Origin of the sequence: Mucilaginibacter gynuensis, from assembly GCF_039541195.1 — a bacterium.
In the GTDB taxonomy this organism is placed as follows: domain Bacteria; phylum Bacteroidota; class Bacteroidia; order Sphingobacteriales; family Sphingobacteriaceae; genus Mucilaginibacter; species Mucilaginibacter gynuensis.
Genome location: NZ_BAABFT010000002.1, coordinates 509,932 through 529,479 on the forward strand (window position 1 = coordinate 509,932; position 19,548 = coordinate 529,479).

The following is a 19,548-nucleotide window of genomic DNA, read 5'->3' on the forward strand; positions in this document are numbered from 1 at the left end:
TGGGGCTAATTTAATAATTGATGGCAGTAACAGTAACCGGGCCTTTCAATCCGGATGGTTCTAAGTTACTATTTGGATTGTAAGGGTTATTGCTCGTCCACGTTTTGCGTTGCGCTTCGGGCAGTTTGCTATCACCTATGAGGCGGTTAACCCAGGTATTCACTACCGAAATTTCCACGGTGTTATCGCCATTCTTTATCGCGTTGCTAATATCCACGCGAAGCGGGTAAGTCCATACGCCGCCTACATCAACACCGTTAACTTTTATTTTGGCCATTACTTTTACATCGGTAAGGTTTAAGTAGATCCGTTCGCCCTTTTTAGGCCTTTTGATCTTAAAGCTATTTTTGTACACTGCCGTACCCGAATAATATTTAATGCTTTCGTCTGCCGATTCTGTCCAGTCGGTCAATGTTTTAAATTCAACCGTCTTTTCCGGGCCGCGCATTTTAGTATTAAAGGTAACCTGCCATGGGGTAGTAATTTCGGCCAGGGTTTGTTCCTGCGGGTAATTTACAGGATTAACGTTTAAAGCCTCTACCGGTTTACGGAACACGATGAACGCGCTTTGCAGCGACGCTAACTTTAGCGGTACCGTAATAGCATTATCGCTTTGCGAAAACTCGGGTAATACACGCGTGGTTCCGGTTACGGGATCCCAAAGTTCGGGTTGTTTGCCTGTAAGCCTGAATGCCGGGCTGATGCTGATCGTTTTTTCGCTTTGGTTGCTCACAAAATAAATTTCGCCATCGGCAGTGGTACGGTGAATGTACAGCACAGGCGGCTCGGCAGGTAAGTTAAAATCGGGAATGATCTTCAACATAGCCAAGGCGGCAGGCATATCCATACCGGCCATTACCAAACCCTTGCCCACCCTGCGCGATTTTACGGTAGTACCATTCACACTACCCCATAACGCGGCAGCTAATTTTTTCACCTGTTCATCGGCCTGCGGGTATCCCTGCAAACTCGGCGAACGCTCGGGTGCCGGGCCTAATATGTTAGCGCCTTCGTTTACCAGTTCGGTTATTTTGGCCAGCAGTTCTGGTCGCATGGTTTCCAGTTTTGGTAAAACCAGCAGGTTATAGGTCATGCCATCCGGCAGTACCATTTTGCCATCCACTATCTTAATACGGTTGTGTATCACTTCGGCGTTAATGTAATCGTAGGCGTAACCTATGGGCAGTTTAGGGTCGGTGATGCCTGTCATTTTAGGGGCATCTTCTCCCATAAAATAAGCTACATCGGCCACGTATTTGCCTTGCTGCAGCATCATGTTGCTGCGTTTAAGGTAACCCGTAAACAGATCGAGGTAGCTGAACCATACATTATGGCGGTTAAATTCGCTGCCAAAATTGGCGTTAATGCCGGGTACAATATCATCGGTAGGCTGCTCAATAAAAACGTGCAGCAGTGTATTATTAATACCCTCGGTAAAAAAGCGGTCGCCGCGTTGTTTCATCATGTACGGGTAACGCACATAAGCACGGCCACCGGCTGTAAATGATTCTGCCGAAACTTTGGTTTTGCCGTAGATGTGCGCCGCTGACGAAGCCGCCCTGTTCTCGATATTACCCAGTTCGCCCTCGCTCCAAAACTCGCCACCAATCTCGTCCGACTGCCCGCCGTATTGCAAAAACTCTCCCGGAAAACCCCAGTGACCATAGTTTTCCAACCAGGTATGCAAGCCGTATTTATGGCTTATATCGCGCAAGCCGCCTACATAATCATAGGCTACCCTATCGGCAATAAAGCGGCGTAAGTCCCACAAAAAGCGGTCGCTCTGATCCTGGCTGCCTACTACGTAACCTTTTATAACCGGCATGTACGGCATAGGGTCGTAACCGTAGTTCGCTTTAAACTTGCTGATCATCCCGTCGGTCCAATTTTGGCCACCGGTTTCGTAGCTGTCTTCTACCGTTACGCGCCATGTTTTGCGATCTTCTGCCGGTACACGTTTCATTATCTCGCCCAAAAAACCGTGGAAATGGCTTTCCACATGCTCCTTGCTCATTTTATCAACTTCCAAACCCGTACCTTCCGGCGATGCAGGACCATTTTTTACACCTGTAGGCAACATGCCCATGCGCAAAATTGTCCAGTCGCCTTGCGGGGCTTTCCACTTCAGGATACCATCGGCAGCCATAAACTGGCTCACATCAATTACCGAAGCAGGGTCGATAACTAGTGATTTATCCTGCACCACGGGCTGCACCGGCCATTGGTACTCGTTCCAGTAAGGCAGCGGGGTTTGAAACATTTTGCCCAGTGTTTTTTCAACAAAACGCTCAACCACCGGCGTTCCCGACAGTTGCAGTTCGGTAATGCCCAGGCCCGAATTGTTGTTAAGCACCAGCCTGAATTTCTTTGAGGTGGTAGCCGGAATTGATACAGCCACCGGGCCATAAGGATCAAAACCTACGTTAAGGCTTTCGTTACTACGATCGATCAAAAAGCTCTTGATGGTTTTATAGGTGCCATTTTCGTTAACCTGCAACTCGGCATCGGCCCGCATCCAGCGTTTGGCAAAGTTGATCACCAGGCTGCGGGCGGTAAAATCTTTCTTGGTTTCAAGATCTATCGTAAACGATTTTGATTCGGGGATGATGGCCGAACTGAATAAGTTGCCATCAACAATGTTGGCGATATCTTTTACCGGTACCGATGTAGTAACGATAGGTTTGAGTGCCGATATGCTATTATCTTTAATTGTTTTGAATGCTAAAACCTTCACATCCTGAAAATCACCTTCAGGCTTATTAAGCATTACGCTGATGCTTTTTCCGCCGATAGCGCGGGTTTCTGACGAAGTCAAATAACGCATAGCCTGGGTTGGTTTTATCCATGGCCCGCCCGACTGGCTCCAACCCGGACTATTGAAAATACCGATCTCGATATTCAGTTCTGTAGCGGTTTTTAAAGCCGTGTGCAAAATATCCCACCACTCGTCAGTAAATATTTTCACCTTACCGTAGGGCGTGGTTTCGTAACCTATGTTGCCGATAAACGCACGGTTGATCCCTACCGATTTCATGGCATGCAAATCTTTGATCACACCTTCTTTTGATAGATTGTCTGACATCCAGTACCAGTAAATACTGGTTTGGATAGAATCCGGAGGTGTTGCAAAGCCTTTTTCTAAGGGGGTATAAACCTTAGCGCCCCGAACCAAAACCTTCCTTTGCTGGCCTTTACAGACTATAGATACCGAAAAGATAGCCAATAGCAGGCAGATGCGTTTTGCCATAATTATAATTGTATAAGTGGTTAGTACCGGCGGCTATACGGTTACAGCTTTGCCCGGCGAATAATGTTTTAGTTCGATGATATCTCCGGGCAATGCCTTGGTATTCCAAGATGAATGGATGGCTAATGCCGCGCCAATGGCGGTAGCCTGCGCCATTGATGCCGCGAAAACTTCCACACCCGGAAAAACAGCCGACAGCAGGTTCATATAAACGGCATTCTTGCTAAAGCCGCCATCTACAAAAATGCGTTTTACGGCTGTGCCTTGTAGTACCAGGTTGGTAGAGTGTACCTGCTGATGCATAATATCCAGCATCAGCTGATGATAGGCTTCCGTTTCGTTCTCAAAAATATGGAGGTCGCGGGTTTTAAAGATGGATTCTTTTTGCAGCGGATCAGAAGCTTTGCTTTGCGGGATGTGATGTTGCAGTTTACCGATCACCTGCGGATCGTAAGGAATAGACCGGAACCGGATCACATCCGTACCGAAATGTTCGGCAATGCGCTTTACATGCTGCTCGTGCTCGTAACCGGCAAACAGGCGCGAAGCTTTTACGGGCTTGCCCTGGTATTGCAAATAGCACAGGCAATCGTCCTTCAGTTCATCACCGGTTAATGGCGACTGGTTAAAGGGATTCATGCTGATGCACCAGGTACCGGTGGAGATGAGTATAAACGGTTCACTAAAACTTACGAGGTACGGGATGAGCGCTGCCGAGCTATCGTGCAGGCCAATGCCCACCTTGTAATCATTACCGGGGAAGATGGCATTCAGCACTTCTTCTGTATCTTTTAATTGGGCCAGCTTTGGAGCGATGCCTTCCTTTTTTATCCATTGATGGTAATCGTTATCATCAAAATTCCATAAAGCGGTATGGCAGCCTATGCTGGTAATATCCGAATAATAACTACCTGACAGTAAAAAGCTCAAATACTGCGGCAAATGCAGCGCGTATTTTAACTGCGCGAACTTTTCGGGCTGCTCATTCTTCAGTCGGAATAACTGCAGCCCCGAATTAAGACTGCCCAAAACGGGCGAAGCGGTATCTGCCGCGAATTGGCTTTCGCCGCCATAAGTATCGTACAGGTATTTACTTAGGTGGTCGGGGTATTCTTTAAGGTAATTGTATAGCGGAGTTAGCGGTCGGCCGTTTTCATCTACATACACAAAACTGGCGCCATAGGTGCTGAAATTTACGGCCATCACCTTAAATTGCTTTAGCCTGAAAATTTCGCTCAACGAATCAAAAACCGATAAGCGCAGGCTTTCGAGGTTTTCGCAAGGGAAACCATCCTCATCAACAGTTTCTATAAAGCGTGCCGATTTTTCGTACACAATTCTATAATTCTCGTCGAAAAGGAACAGTTTCTTGTTCGTTTTACCTGCATCAAATATGGCTATAACCGGTGTTACCTGCATGCTATAGTCCCGTTGAAACCGCTTTTAAACCACGTTCCTGTATCAACTGATTACGTGCCGCCGTGCCGCGGAACAAGGCCAGTGGCTGTATAGCGCCGCCTGCACGTAAACGCGCTTCGGCCAGTATAGGGCGCACATCAGTGCGGTAGGCCTGTTGTAAAATCTCTTGTGCCTGCACTACATCATTATCCTGCTGGGCCTGCACCAAAGCAGGCTGATCAACCAGTAATGCCTGCGCGTAGGCAATCTTGATAGCTTCTACTGATTGCAACAAGTCTTCAATTGGATCTTTCACGTTGTGCGATGCATCTATCATCCAGCCGATGGCTGTAGCGTGGTTCATGCCGCGGGCATCCATACCTTCTACCAGTTCGTTGAAGATCAGGAAAAGTTGATATGGGTTAATGCTGCCTACGGTAAGGTCATCATCGCCATATTTTGAATCGTTAAAGTGGAAACCGGCCAGTTTGCCTTCCATCAGCAATAAGGAAACTATTTGCTCAATGTTGGTACTGCCTAAATGGTGACCCAAATCGACCAGTGTTTGTGCTTTTTCGCCCAGTTTTGACGATAGCAGGTACGATTGCCCCCAATCGCCAATGGTGGTTGAGTAAAAATTAGGTTCGTAAGGCTTGTACTCTACCCAAACTTTCCAATCGTTAGGCAGGGCTTCGTAAATATGTTGCAGGCTATCCAGCGTACGCTCAAAAGCACCACGCATATTCAGTTGGCCGGGGAAGTTTGAACCATCAGACAACCAAACCGAAAGTGCCTTTGAATCGAGCTCGGCACCGTATTTTATTACTTCGATATTGTGTTCGATAGCTTGCTGACGAACGGCTTTATCTACATGGTGCAGCGAGCCGTATTTATAGCTGTGTGCCTGTGAAGGCTGATCTTGAAAAGTATTTGAATTTACCGCGTCGAAATGTAAACCGAAGTGGCTTGCATAAGCTTTTATTTCAGTTGCATTCTCCGGGATATCCCACGGAATGTGCAGCGATATGGAATTGCTCGACTTGTTAAGCGCGTGGATCAGGCCAACATCGGCGATCTTCTCTTCCAGGCTACGCGGCTCACCGCCACCCGAAAAACGACCGAAACGTGTACCGCCCGTGCCTAATGCCCAGCTGGGTATAGCTATCTGAAAATCTATTAGTTTTTTAATTACACCCTCAACATCGCTTACACCTTCGGCCACAAAATCAAATTTGCGTTTGTGGGTATTTAATAATGATTGATTGTGTTCTTCTATTAAGTGCTTCCCTAATTCCATTTAAATTGTATTTATTGGTAAAGCAGCAGGCATCCCATCATTTACGCCTGCTGCTGTATTTTAATTATCGTACAAAGGCCATGGCCACGCCGCCATCAACATTGAGGGCGTTACCGGTTGATTTGCTTAGCAAACCGCCTACAAAAACGAAGCAGGCATTGGCAATATCTTCCGGCAGTATGATTTGGTTAAGCAGGGTGCGTTTAGCATAATATGCAGGCAGCTCCTCCACTGTAACACCGTAAGCCTTAGCACGACCTTCGGCCCAGCCACCGGCCCAAATATTACTGTCGCTGATCACCGCGTCGGGGTTTACCACGTTAACACGGATACCATCGGCACCCAGTTCGGCAGCGTTTAACCTGCTCAGGTGTAGCTGCGCGGCTTTGGCACTGCCGTAACCGGCATTGTTAGGCCCGCTAACTAAGGCATTTTTACTCACAATATTCAATACATCGCCACCAATAGCTTGTTTTTTAAGTATAGCTACGGCTGCCTGCGTTACAAAGAACTGGCCTTTCACCAATACATCATACAGCAAATCCCAATCTTTTTCGGTATGATCTAATATCGATTTTGATATAGACAGACCGGCGTTGTTCACCACAATATCCACCCCGCCAAAAGCCAGCGCGGCAGCACTCAAAGCATCTTCTATCTGATCTTGCTTGGTTACATCTAATATAGCGGTAGCATAAGCATCTTTGCCGTATAATTTTTTAAACTCTTCGCCGGCGCTTTCCAGTCGTTCAGCGTTCATATCGTTTAAAACCACTACAGCGCCTTCTTCCACAAACTTTTTAGCGATGGCTTTACCAATACCACCCGCGCTGCCTGTAATCAAAGCAATTTTACCTGATAAGGCTTTCGGCTTAGGCATGCGTTGCAGCTTGGCCTCTTCCAGCAACCAGTACTCAATGTTGAAAGCTTCCTGACGTGGCAATGAAGTATATTCAGAGATAGCCTCGGCACCCTTCATCACATTGATAGCATTGATGTAAAATTCGGCCGCTACCCTCGTTGTTTGTTTATCTTTTGAGAAAGAGAACAAGCCCACACCCGGGTAAAGTATAATTACCGGGTTGGTATCGCGTATGGCAGGGCTGTTTGGATGCTTGCAGGTTTCGTAATAATCGGTATACATTTTACGGTAAGCCTCAAAAGCAGGTGCCAGTCTTTCTTTGATAGATTGGATATCCGACAGGTCTTCGCCCGGCGCTAACTCCAATACCAGCGGACTGATCTTTGTCCTCAAAAAGTGATCGGGACAACTGGTACCCAGCGGTGCCAGGCGATCAAGATTGTTAGAGTTGATAAATTCCAATACACGGGTATCATCGGTAAAATGACCGATCATGTGTTTTTGGCTTGAGCAGAAACCGCGCAAAATTGGCGCTATAGCAGCAGCCTGCTTTTTACGATCGGCTTCGGGCAGGCTCTCTATTTTTTGTCCGCCAAAAACAGAACCTTTTTTACCGTAGTTCTCTTCGAGGTACTCGGCACAACGCTCAATTACTTCCAGCGTGTTGATATAGCTTTCATAAGCGGTATCGCCCCAGGTAAACAACCCGTGCGAACCCAGCATAATACCCCTGATACCCGGATTTTCATCCAGGCAATGGCGCAATTGTAAACCAAGATCAAAACCCGGTTTTTGCCACTCAACCCAGCCTATGGTACCGCCAAAAAGTTCCTGTGTTATTTTTTTACCGTCTTTTGCTGCCGCAATAGCAATTGCAGCATCAGGGTGCAGGTGATCAATATGTTTGAACGGAAGGAAACCATGCAAAGGTGTATCTATTGACGGTGCTTTTGAGTTAAGATCGTAAATGCAATGGTTAAACAGTTCAACCATTTCATCCTCATAATCAAGGCCCCGGTATACATTCTTCAGGCTACGCAGGCGATCGACATATAATGCCGCCAGTCCGCTTTTTTTAAGCGTGCCAATGTCACCACCCGAACCTTTGATCCACATTACCTCAACCTCCTGCCCGGTAAGCGGATCTTTAGTGATGGCCTTACAAGAGGTATTGCCACCGCCATAATTGGTAAGCCTTAAATCGGCCCCCAGCAAATTAGACCTGTAGATCAGCAGGCCTACTTCATCGCCCTTTAGTTTTTCGGCTTCAGCCTCATCCCAAAGGTAACTCACATATTTAAAATCGACGTTTGATTCCGGATTTGACATATTGTATTTTCAATTTTTATTTAAGGTTTTATAGAGTTACCATAACCTACTATCAACACCGATAGCACAATGGTAGCAATGCCTGCAATTACCGTTGCATAAGTTTTTTTGTTTACACCTTTCCACTCTTTTAGTATTATGCCCCATACATTGGCTATAAGCATAATAAAGGCCATGTGCAGTATCCACGAGCTTGGGCCATTGCCCAGCTTGCTTTCGCCCATGCCGTAAAAAAAGAACTGCAAAAACCACGTAGTACCCGCCAGTGCCGAAAACAGGTAATTAGCCAGCAGCGGCGTACTCTTGTCGGTGTAATTGCCAAAGGTTTTATTGCGCGCGTTCAATATCATACACCATATAAAGTTGGTGGTTAAACCGCCCCACAGTATTATTATATAGGTAACGTTATTTTGAAAAAGGAACTCACCCTCACCCGGATGCGATGCCTTCCATATAGCGTTTGCCTCGTTGGCCATATCCTTACCAGCATCAATACCGAAAGCGAAACAGGCGCTCAATATCCCCGATACTATAGCCACGATAATACCGAGCTTAAACTTGTATTCGGTATTACCCGGGCTCACTTCTTTATCCTGCGATAATTCTTTTTCTTTCATGGTACCCGCCTTACCGCAAATAACAATACCGATAACGCATACCAATATGCCCAGCAAAACCATTTGCCCCCAATGGGTGGTAAACAGTGTGTTAAGGCTATCCTTACCCTCTTTAGGGTAAATATTATAATATACCGATGGTATAAGCGCGCCAAAAACCGAGCATAAGCCCAAAATAATGGAGCTACCCAGCGCTACCCCGAGGTAACGCACTCCCAAACCATAAGTTAACCCGCCGATGCCCCAAAGCACACCGAAAAAGTAGGTCAATAAAATAATGCTGCCGTTGGTATGGCTAATAATTTCGGCAAAACCGGGTATGGTTAGCCAGGCAGCAAAAGGTGGCACAATAAGCCACGAAAATAATCCGCCTACAATCCAAAAGCTTTCCCAGGCCCATCCTTTAACTTTTTTGTAGGGGATATAAAAACTGCCGGAAGCAAAGCCGCCGACGAAATGAAAGATAACTCCCAAAATTACTTGCATCAGGTATATTTAATTGGTTTGTAAAATATATTCGCTAAAATATGTTCCCCCGTGTAATTAACCTTCCCTATCTGTCTTCGTTGATGTTTTTTCGCGGCAGATCTTGAATATTACAGGCAACACAAATTTGAGACAATGTACAACCTTCCCACGGTTCGACTACAAATACCCTCAATTAGGCTACAAGTAAAAAAGCGTTGCTGCTCACCTTTGGGGTATCATAAATTGAAAGATAAACATCATGGAACATCAACAGGAAAATTCATCAAATAAAGTTTGGTTCATTACAGGCGCGTCACGCGGCTTTGGCCGTGTTTGGGCCGATGCGGCACTTAAACGCGGCGACAAGGTAGCGGCCACCGCGCGCAACCTGGCAAGCATTGCCGAACTAAAAGAAAAGTACGGCGACAACGTGCTGACCTTAGAACTCGACGTAACTAACACCAACCAGGTACAAGCCGTGGTTACACAAGCGCATCAGTATTTCGGCAGGCTCGATATTGTACTCAACAATGCCGGTTATTCGCTGGTAGGCACTATTGAAGAGGCCAGCGCCGACGATGTTAAGGCTTTATATGATACCAATATTTTCGGCACGCTGGCTGTTATTAAAGCGGCATTGCCTTTATTGCGCCAGCAAGGCGGCGGCCACATACTGGGCACATCAAGCGGTTTGGGCCATGTAACCTTGCCGGTTATCGGTTATTACTGTTCGTCAAAATGGGCATTTGAGGCCATCCACGAAAGTTTGGCGGCAGAGGTTAAATCCTTCGGCATTAAGGTAACCATTATTGAACCGGGTGCATACGCAACCGAATTTGGCAGCCAGGACTCGTTAAAATTCGTGGCAGGGCTTGATATTTACGCCGATTTTAAAGCACAATTTGTTGACAGCTTAAAAGACATGGAAAGAGGCGATCCGGAAGCTACGCCGCAGGCGATCTTCCAGATAGTTGATACCGAAAACCCACCGCTAAGGTTTAACCTGGGCAAACATAACCTGGCATGGGCACGCGCGGCTTATGCCGAACGACTGGCCACCTGGGAGGCCTGGCAGCAGGTTTCGGAGTCGGCACAAGGGCAGCCAAAGTAATTGGTTAGTAAACAATTGAATGATAGCCGGTAATTAAAAACATTATCGGCTATCATTGTATTTAATTTTCAGCATGAAAAAGGAAAACATCCATCATAAGTTCGATTCTTTGTCAGAAGCGCACCGGGCTTTGGGTTTACCACAGCCCAGGCACCCGCTCATCAGTTTGATCAACAATGCCACAACCCAAATTCAGGTAAGCCAGCCGCGGGGGGCGCATGTGCTTAAATTTTATAAAATATCCTATCGGCCAAGGCTTAGCGGCAAGATCAGATATGGCCAGGGTCATTATGATTTTGACGAAGGCGGTTTATTATTTGCTGCACCCAACCAGCTGATTGGCAGCAATAATGATGAAAATGCCAACGAATGTTCGCTGTACACCTTGCTCATCCACCCCGATTTTTTATGGAACTATCCTTTGGCTAAAAAGATCAAACAGTATGGCTTTTTTTCGTATGCCGCTAATGAGGGCTTGCACCTGTCCGAAGAGGAAAAGGCAACTATAATAGCTGTGTTCCGGATGATTGATGAAGAGCTGAACAGCCGGATGGACGATCTTAGCCAGGATGTGATCATCTCTCAGATAGAATTATTGCTCACCTATGCCGATCGTTTTTACAAACGCCAGTTCATTACCCGCAAAGCCGTAAGCAGCAATTTATTACAGCAACTGGAAAGTATCTTGGAAACATATTTTGCTGATGAAAGATCGTTAAGTGAGGGTATACCCACCGTGCAATACCTTGCCGACCAGGTAAACCTCTCGCCTAGCTATTTAAGCGACATGCTGCGTTCGCTCACCGGGCAAAACGCGCAGCAGCACATTCACGATAAACTGATAGAAAAAGCTAAAGAAAAGCTGTCCACAACCAGCTTATCAGTAAGTGAGGTGGCTTATGCTTTAGGTTTCGAGCATTCGCAATCGTTCAGTAAATTATTCAAAACAAAAACAAACCTTTCGCCATTGGAGTTTAGGCGATCTTTTAATTGAGGCAGATTTCAACAGGCAATTCGGCTACAGAATAAAGGCCTCGTTTTATATAACAAAAAAGCCCCGCGAAGAAGAATCTCAGCGGAGCTTTTTATGCTAATTTTTAAGTGGTGTTACAATCCGTAAGTGCTTATCTCCCCCATCACCATATAGCTTTGCGGGCCTTGCGTGCCTACAAACTTAAAGTACCTTGCTTTTGGTTTATTAGGAAGTGAATATCGTTGTTCGCCATTTATTAAACGGTTAAAATTGAATGAGCCCTGGTTTACCCATGTTACATTATCCGCACTGGTTAAAAAATCAAATTTATCAGGCCCACGGTCGTCTCCGCCTGTTTCAAATGTGGTGCGCCAAACGCCAAACTGGGTAATGGTTCGTTCTACCCCCATATCTATGGTTGCAAAGTGTGGGTAGCTTGAGCAGCCTGCGCATGTATGCCAGCGGGTTGCTTCGTTACCGTCAATAAAATTGATCACCGCGTTATCACCATCAGAGTGCTGGGTTGAGTAACTGATTATTTTCCAGCTTTTTTTGTTGAAGGAAAACAGGCCGCTGCCATCGGTATAGGAAGTGTAAAAATTATCGATACTCAACGTATCAGGCCTGAATATGGTTCTGAACTGGTAGTTGGTGTTGGGTTTCATGTCCGGTATTTCTGAAACCAAAGATTTTACCGAAAATATTTTGTGTTGTTCCTTTCCCGATACATCAGTGTATTTAACTTCTGAGGCATAAGCACCATTTGATTCATCTGCACCGCCCCAACCAATGGTAAGCGTTCCGTTAGCATTCAGTACGTTAGAGTTTACAGGCCTGGTTAGCAATTGAGCCTGGTACTTTTCGCCATACGATCCGCCTACTACTTCAACCGGTATTGATGAATTGCCTTTACCGTCGTAAGTACGAATTGTGAACGTGTACTTTTTTTCAAGCAGGTTTTCAATGGTAACACTTATGGTATCGCCCGATGGCGGAATATCAACAGACAGGGAATCAGCAAAATTGTTCCAGTAAACTTTAGCCTTTACTACAGATGGATCCGATCCCCTGAGCCAAGCTATCTTTACCCTGTTCAAGCCCGAATAGGCTTTAGGTGAAGTCGCTTTCCCGGCATAAGTTAACCCTCCCGGAACTACATATTGCTTGTAGCTTTCTTCCATTTTACGGCAAGCTGAAACAATGCACATCGTAACGATCAATATGACCACGACATAGAATATCCTTTTCATAATATTATTTTATGATAATTAATTAAATAGCTATTGTACAATTTGGCCAAAGAAAGCCATCTCCATTATTACCACCTGGCCGGGACTGCTATACGTTTCTAATGATTTTAAGCGGAGGTAACGTACGGCAGGCGGTTGAATGTCAAAGTTGAAATCGCAGCCCAGGTTGGTTGCATAGTTGACATCTTCACTCGTTTTTTGCCCCAGCGGCAAGCCTGATGGTTTTAATGTTTCGAATTTACCCAGCAAGGTCCATTGTGTCCAGCCTCCGTCGGGATCGGGTGAATTTGAGCCCCATAACTCGAAGATCTTTAAACCCGAACCTGTATAACAATGGTCGTTTGATTCCATCCATTGTTTAAAGCGGCTTAACAGCACCTTTTTACCCAAATCAATGGTGATCCATTGTGGAAGCGATGAAGCGTTTGATGAGGCGTAAAGCCTCCTGTCGGCCAGGCCATTCCATATATTCTCAATATTATAACCCGGATCGGCAAGTTGGGTCTGATCTGTAGGAAGCACCAGTTTGCTGAACGTATTTTTGGGGATCTCAATTTCAAACTTAGGTGTAAGTGTTTTGATCAACGTATCCGACTTATTATTCCAGCGGTCGCGGAAAAACACCGCGAACTTTTGGGGCTTCGATTCGAAACCACGGGCTGCAAAGTTGCCCGTAACAGCCGCTGTATAAAAAGTACGCACGGTTACCCAGTCATTGTTGCCGGTAGTATCGCGCAGTATAACCACGGAAAAATCGGCTTTGTTCGGGTTTTTGAAAGCGATGCTTACGCCGCCGAACGTTTCTTCAAAAACCGCTACCTTAAGTACCGACTTAACCGGCGGTGTTTTAGGGGTAACATTCACTAAAAGCGGCTCCGATTCCTTTTCGTTGCTGCCCACGCTGTATATCTTCACGGCATGTGTTAACGAATCGCCGAAGCCTACCAGTTTCAATGTATCTGTATACCTCGATGATTTCGCTTCCCTGAATACACCGGGCTGTATTTCATATATTGCCTTAACGTACGATAAGTTGGCATCTGCCGGGAGCTTATACGTTAATATACCACCACCTGGGGTTGCATTAACCTTTACGTCAACTACCTGGCCCGGAGCAGGCAAATCGGCATCGACAAAATCTAACCTGCCGTCTTTTGAACAACCGTACCATATCAGCGCGGCTATCAATCCTCCTATATAATATATCTTTTTCATTTTTAGCTCTTTAATTATTAATCAATTGAGATGAAGGGCTACCAGCCTAAGTTTTGAACCAGGTTTGTATTAGCTGTCATGTTATCTTCGGAAATTGGCCAGAAATAATCTTTTATCCCAAATGTTTGGTTGTAGAGTACCGTGATACGATAATAGGATTCGGGCGTGGTTTGCGACATATCCCAACCCCTGATCTGATCGTTTAATATATCCGATGATTTTTTCCATCGGCGAAGGTCCCACAAACGCTGCGATTCGAAAGCCAGCTCAATAAGGCGTTCCTGTTGAATGATATCGCGTAAACCATCCTGGTTAAGATATTTCACCGGATTGGTAGAAAAACTTGTCCATGATGACGCTACAGTGCCTAAACCGGCCCGTTTCCTAACCAGGTCGATATATTTATTTACTTCAGCCGACGGCCCTGCCGACTCGTTCAGCGCTTCGGCATATAACAGATAAAGATCAGCCAGACGCATTATTGGATAAGGATAGTCAACAACAGAGTAATCATTATTAGAGGTAATGGTATTCTGAAAATTGATCAGCTTTTTAAGATTATAGCCAGTTACAGTATTATAACCGTATTTACCTTTACCATTACGTTGTTTGAATTTACCTTCGAGGTAAAACAGGTCAAGGCTTTTGCTATCGTCAAACCGCCCTTGCCCGTAATAAACTGCGCCATCAAAGCCAAGATCAGCGTAAAACCTTGGTTCCCTGTCAAAATGAAGCTTTACGGTTGTATAACCTTTGCGCACATACAATTTGTCGGCATCTTCTGCTGTACGTAATGTATAACGCCCGCTATAATTCCAGGTTTTATCTTCGTTAATTGGTACGCCATGGTCAGTATAAAACATTTCGGCAATTTTCAGGGGCGGTGATAGTTCCCCCCTGGTGATAACACCATCAAGATACTTAGGGTCCCACCAATTGGAGATCAACCTTTGCAAACCGGCGGTGTTTGATTGGGTATTCGCCCAAATGATCTCACTGTTCCACTTTTCGGCAACTGCGTTTCTGATACTTAGCTGCGTATTAATGGTATCTGTAAGTTTATATTGCTGAAACGCAGGGTTATATACATAAAGTTTCATACCGGCTTCTTCACAAATAGCAATAGCCCTTTTACAAGCGACAGCTGCAGTATCCCATTTAGCTTTAGAAAAAGTGGTGTTAAACAACTGGGTTCCGTCGTGATTTTTCAAATTGCCCTGATCTGTATTTCCATTAAATAAAGGGCTGGCAGCTGTAACCAATACCTTAGCCCTTAATGATAAAGCTATAGGGCGGGTAATACGACCTGCTTCGGTAGCGGGGCTAATGATATTTAGTGGTAAGCCCGGCGCAGCCTCGTTAAGCAGTTGCGCTATATAGTGAAAGCATGAATCCACCGGATCGCGAACCACCTTTACCTGGTTAACATCGGCCGAAATAGGCAGGTTGGTCTTGATAACAGGAATAGGCCCGTACATCCTTACCAATATAAAATGATAGTAGGCTTTAAGAAATTTGACTTCAGAGATCCATCTTAGCTTTTCCTCTTCCTGCATATCAGGCACTTTCCCAATATTTTCGAGGAAAATATTACAATCCCTGATGCCCTGGTACATAGATTCAAACCTATCGCCCAAAGGGCCTACCTTGGTTTGAAAACCTTGAGCCATATCCAAATAGGCGCCCCTGTCCGGAACTTCCCACAACTCATCGCCGCCTACCATAGCCGGGTCATCTCCTAATTGTCCGTTACGGGGCATAAAGGAGTAGCAGGTAAACAAGAATTTCATGGCTTGGGTACGCATCGTAAAAGCGTTATCTATAGTAGCCACGTTATCAGGAACCACATCAAGAAACTTCCTGCAAGAAGTTAACACTGCCAGTAAGCAGCATAATGTAAAAGCTCCGATCTTAATATATTTTCTCATAATATGTATGTTTATGAATTTATCAGATATGAATTATTGCGTCTAACAATCAACTAATTACCTTATTGACAGATTTAAACCAAGGTTGAACACACGTTGAATAGGGTAACCCAGGCCATCGCCTCCCATTTCTACATCCCATAGCTTAAACTTGCTGAAATTGAGCAGGTTACTCGCGTTTACATAAATACGGAAGCTTGACAGGTGCAATGCCTTTTGCACAGCTTGCGGAATTCTGTAGCCCAGTTCAACTTGCTTCAACCGCAAAAAGGAACCATCGCGCATAAACCAGGTACTTATTTGGTTATTGTTATTATTGATATCCGGGCTTAGCCTTGGCCAAAGCGCGTATACATTACGCGAATCCTCTGACCAGTGACTATCGGCATAGGCCTTTAACAGTTGGGTTTGGTTATTAAATGGAGAGGTGCCGTTAGCATCAATCCAAAACGACTCATTGGCCAGCCCCTGGAAGAAAGCAGAAAAGTCAAAGTTTTTATAACCGCTTGAAAATCCAAACCCATAAACAATTTCTGGTAAGCGTGGATTACCAATAGGTACACGGTCTGCCGCGGTGATCTGTCCGTCGCGGTTTACATCGGTATATTTAATATCGCCTCCGCCGTAAAGTCCGAAATTCTGTCTTGGGGAGTTTGCTGCTTCGGCATCGTCAACAAATAGTCGCTCTGCAATATATCCATATTCCTGAAAAATAGGATTTCCTATACGGCTGCGGTATTGCTCATTATAAAAAGGTTCTTCGTAAACGGTATACTTGCTGCGGGCATAAGTAAAGTTACCGGTTGCCTGGAACCAAAAGTCTTTGTTGATATTTTGTTGGTACTCCATAGAAATATCCACCCCTTTACCTGATGCTTCACCCACATTTGACCTTGGTTTTGCCGTTAAACCCATGGTAACAGGGATTGACTCACGCGTCATCAAAATATTCTTGCGTTTTTCGGTATACACCTCGGCAGTCATCTTAAACTTGTTGAAAAGCCCTATCTCCAATGCCAGATTCGTTTTTGTGGACCTTTCCCAGGTAATATCTTCATTGGCATAACGCGTAATATCTACACCACTTAAATAAGTGCTTCCACCCTGGCCGTTTCCAAATGTGGCCCCCCTGTTATCTGCATTCATCTTGACATTGGAGAGGTAAAAGAACCTGTCGGCAGGTGATCCGATCGCGTCGTTACCGATAAAGCCGTAAGTAGCCCGTAACCGCAGATTATTAACAATTGGTTTCAGATCTGCAAAAAACTTCTCGTTAAATATGCTCCACGCGATACCGGCAGACGGGAAATAGCCGAAACGGTTTTTCTGAGCAAATCTTTCTGAACCATTGTAGCCAAAGTTGTACTCTACGTAGTAGCGGCTATCGTAATTGTACGTTGCTCTTCCTGATACGCCTATGTTTCTGAACGGAAGAGATTGCTGAAGATCGGTAGCCGTAGCATTGAGGTTATTTTGCATCATGTATACAAGCAAACCGCTAAATCCATGCTTTCCAAATTGGTTGCTATAGTTTAACATAGCCTGCGTGTAAAAAGTAGAATTCAACTGCCTGTTATTCGGGTCCTGATTATAATCAAGATATTCGGTTGCCGTTGCTTCGTTAATGTTTTTTATAAAATAGGCATTATCTTGTGGATCATATCCGGTAAGTGTATAATAGTAAGGGTTATAGGCTCGCTTTACATCAAAATACGAGGTACGGTTAACGTTCATCATGGCACTCAAATTAAGCCCCTTTACCAAACCCGACAAATCTTGCTTGGCCTCTAACTGCGCCAGCATCAGCGATCTGGAATAGTTCATATACCCCCGTGTCATATCGGCATAAGGGTTGGTATACTGGCCCTGGTCAAAATTGCCGTACATAATGTGTTTAACAAAAGCATGATTGGCATCTACCGGGTAAGCCTGCGGAAAGAGTACCGGGTTTGAGCGCATTACTTTGCGGTACATTTCGGCACCACCATCTAAAGGCCCGCTGTAATCGTCGAAATTTCCGCTTAAACGGACGATCATTTCTGTTGATTTGGTTAAGTTTACAGTAATGTTGGAGCGAAGAGAATAGCTTTTGAGATCGATATTGTTGTTGAAATTATTGCGGTGATCTACCTTTAGCATACCGTTATCCCGGTTGATAGCGCCCGATATAAAGTACTTTGCAACTTCACCACCCCCGCTTACATTTAAATTTGCACGCTGGTTCAGGGTATAATCCTTAAAAATTTGCTTCTTCCAGTTGTTCGCCGGGAAAATAATAGGATTTGCTCCTGCTGCGGTATTGGCAATCTTCTCATCGCTGTATAGCGTTTGCCCCAGCGGGTTACGGGTTAATATGGCTTCGTTTGATTGGCGCATGTAAGTAACCGGATCGGCCATTTCAATATCCCTTACCGGTGCCGATACCGAGTTTTCTAAACGCACTGAAATTTGCGCTTTGCCTACCTTACCTTGTTTGGTGGTTACCAATATTACGCCGTTCGCTCCCCGCGCGCCATACACCGCGGTTGAGGTGGCATCTTTCAGAATAGAAAAACTGGCGATATCGTCGGGCTGTAAACGGGCAAGGTCGGTGGTGCTTAGCTCCATACCATCGATCAATATGAGCGGGTTATTTTTGTAACCAAATGTGGTAACCCCGCGAATAAAAAAGTCGGCATTGTCACGCCCGGGTTCACCGCCACGTTGAAAAGCGATAAGCCCCGCGGCACGGCCCGCCAAAGCCGTTGTAAGGTTACTTGAAGGGATCTTCAGGTCGGATGTTTTAATAGAGGTTACCGAACCAACCAGGTCCGTACGCTTTTGTGTACCGAAACCAACAACAACCACCTCGGTTAAAACCTTGTTATCAGGTTTCAAAACCACATCTATAACAGTTCGTCCTTTTACAGGTACCTCCTGCGTAACATAGCTAAGAAAAGAAAACACCAGCACCGCGTTCTCATTGGGCACATCCAAAACGAACTTTCCGTTCTCATCGGTTTTTGTACCTATTACGGTACCTTTAATGACCACGCTCACACTTGGCAGCGTACCTATAGAATCTCGTACGGTACCGGTTATGGTAATTTTTTGAATGGGCGCCCTCAAATCTTTCGCCACTACAGGCGCGGGCTTCTTTTTAACAATAATGGTTTGTTCCTCAACAAGGTAAGTAACGGGCTGTCCCTCAAAACACTTTTGCAAAGCGTAATCAACCGACGCGTTTTTAATATCGAGACTGATGAGCTTAGCACCCTTCAGCGAATTTGGGTTGTAAAGAATATTAAAGCCGGTTTGCGCTTTAATTTCTTTCAAAATACTTTCGAGCTTCGCCTCCTTTACAGTAAGGCTCACCTTTTGCCCGTAACTGGCAGCGCTGGCCTGTAAAAGTGTAGCAATTAATAAAATAATGGTAAGCTTCATTATCTTGATTGATTTGAGCATTACGCGGGAATTTAGGCCACAACAAAATGCCGTATAAGTTTTATACATTTGAGTGTTTGGTTTATGAAGTGATAACTGTTGAAATAACGTGATGACTTGTGTAAGCCAGCATTGGCCAGGGGCGTCGCAACCGCTCCTGGTTTTGTTTTTACTGAAGCTGAGTAAGTAATATTTAAGCCATAAGCATCTCTCCTTTTTATTATTTAAAAGCAAGTATTATTTCGGTTCATATTATAAACAGAGCAACGGGCTACATTCATTTGCCATAGTTCAAGCATAGCAAACCATAGCCGGGCTCGTATTATTTAGGCACGGTTATTATAAAGACGGTTGACAGGAAAAAACGGGGGGAGTAATTGCCGAACTTTATTTAATATTTTTTAATAATGAGTAACCATACCATCATTTT

The 19,548-nt window shown here is 45.1% G+C and carries 11 protein-coding genes; 2 read left to right on the plus strand and 9 right to left on the minus strand.

What is annotated here, in order from left to right; all coding sequences use genetic code 11:
* Positions 1 to 10: 10 nt before the first annotated feature.
* The 5 genes from ABD894_RS05415 to rhaT all read right to left on the minus strand — a co-directional run bounded on the left by ABD894_RS05415 (position 11) and on the right by rhaT (position 9,236).
* Positions 11 to 3,247 (minus strand): glycosyl hydrolase, encoded by a 3,237-nt coding sequence (locus tag ABD894_RS05415; protein ID WP_345209972.1) that lies wholly within the window; start codon positions 3,245 to 3,247, stop codon positions 11 to 13.
* A gap of 33 nt (positions 3,248 to 3,280) precedes the next feature.
* The gene (locus ABD894_RS05420) at positions 3,281 to 4,666 is read right to left on the minus strand and encodes an FGGY-family carbohydrate kinase (RefSeq protein WP_345209973.1); all 1,386 of its coding nucleotides are present in this window, start codon (positions 4,664 to 4,666) and stop codon (positions 3,281 to 3,283) included.
* A gap of 1 nt (position 4,667) precedes the next feature.
* Positions 4,668 to 5,942 (minus strand): sugar isomerase, encoded by a 1,275-nt coding sequence (locus tag ABD894_RS05425; protein ID WP_345209974.1) that lies wholly within the window; start codon positions 5,940 to 5,942, stop codon positions 4,668 to 4,670.
* A gap of 64 nt (positions 5,943 to 6,006) precedes the next feature.
* On the minus strand, positions 6,007 to 8,133 hold the full coding sequence (locus ABD894_RS05430) for a bifunctional aldolase/short-chain dehydrogenase (RefSeq protein WP_345209975.1): 2,127 nt from the start codon (positions 8,131 to 8,133) through the stop codon (positions 6,007 to 6,009).
* 20 nt (positions 8,134 to 8,153) lie between these two features.
* Entirely contained in the window at positions 8,154 to 9,236 is a 1,083-nt protein-coding gene (rhaT, locus tag ABD894_RS05435; protein ID WP_345209976.1) for an L-rhamnose/proton symporter RhaT, read from the minus strand.
* A 241-nt stretch (positions 9,237 to 9,477) separates the two neighbouring features.
* Here rhaT and ABD894_RS05440 point away from each other — a divergent pair, with 241 nt between their 5' ends.
* Positions 9,478 to 10,329, plus strand: coding sequence for an SDR family NAD(P)-dependent oxidoreductase (locus ABD894_RS05440; protein WP_345209977.1), 852 nt, complete (start codon positions 9,478 to 9,480; stop codon positions 10,327 to 10,329).
* Positions 10,330 to 10,402: 73 nt separating this feature from the next.
* Positions 10,403 to 11,323, plus strand: a complete 921-nt coding sequence (locus tag ABD894_RS05445) for a helix-turn-helix domain-containing protein (protein ID WP_345209978.1) — start codon at positions 10,403 to 10,405, stop codon at positions 11,321 to 11,323.
* 113 nt (positions 11,324 to 11,436) lie between these two features.
* Here ABD894_RS05445 and ABD894_RS05450 read toward each other — a convergent pair whose 3' ends face one another.
* Genes ABD894_RS05450 through ABD894_RS05465 form a run of 4 tightly spaced genes read right to left on the minus strand, consistent with a single transcriptional unit; the run spans position 11,437 to position 19,118 of the window.
* A complete protein-coding gene (locus ABD894_RS05450) occupies positions 11,437 to 12,552 on the minus strand; it encodes a DUF4998 domain-containing protein (protein WP_345209979.1) in 1,116 nt (371 codons plus the stop codon).
* A gap of 30 nt (positions 12,553 to 12,582) precedes the next feature.
* Positions 12,583 to 13,767 carry a DUF5000 domain-containing lipoprotein gene (locus tag ABD894_RS05455; protein WP_345209980.1) on the minus strand — a complete coding sequence of 395 codons (1,185 nt, stop codon included), beginning with the start codon at positions 13,765 to 13,767 and terminating at the stop codon, positions 12,583 to 12,585.
* Positions 13,768 to 13,805: 38 nt separating this feature from the next.
* Positions 13,806 to 15,695, minus strand: coding sequence for a RagB/SusD family nutrient uptake outer membrane protein (locus ABD894_RS05460; protein ID WP_345209981.1), 1,890 nt, complete (start codon positions 15,693 to 15,695; stop codon positions 13,806 to 13,808).
* Positions 15,696 to 15,752: 57 nt separating this feature from the next.
* On the minus strand, positions 15,753 to 19,118 hold the full coding sequence (locus ABD894_RS05465; protein ID WP_345209982.1) for a TonB-dependent receptor: 3,366 nt from the start codon (positions 19,116 to 19,118) through the stop codon (positions 15,753 to 15,755).
* Positions 19,119 to 19,548: the final 430 nt, after the last annotated feature.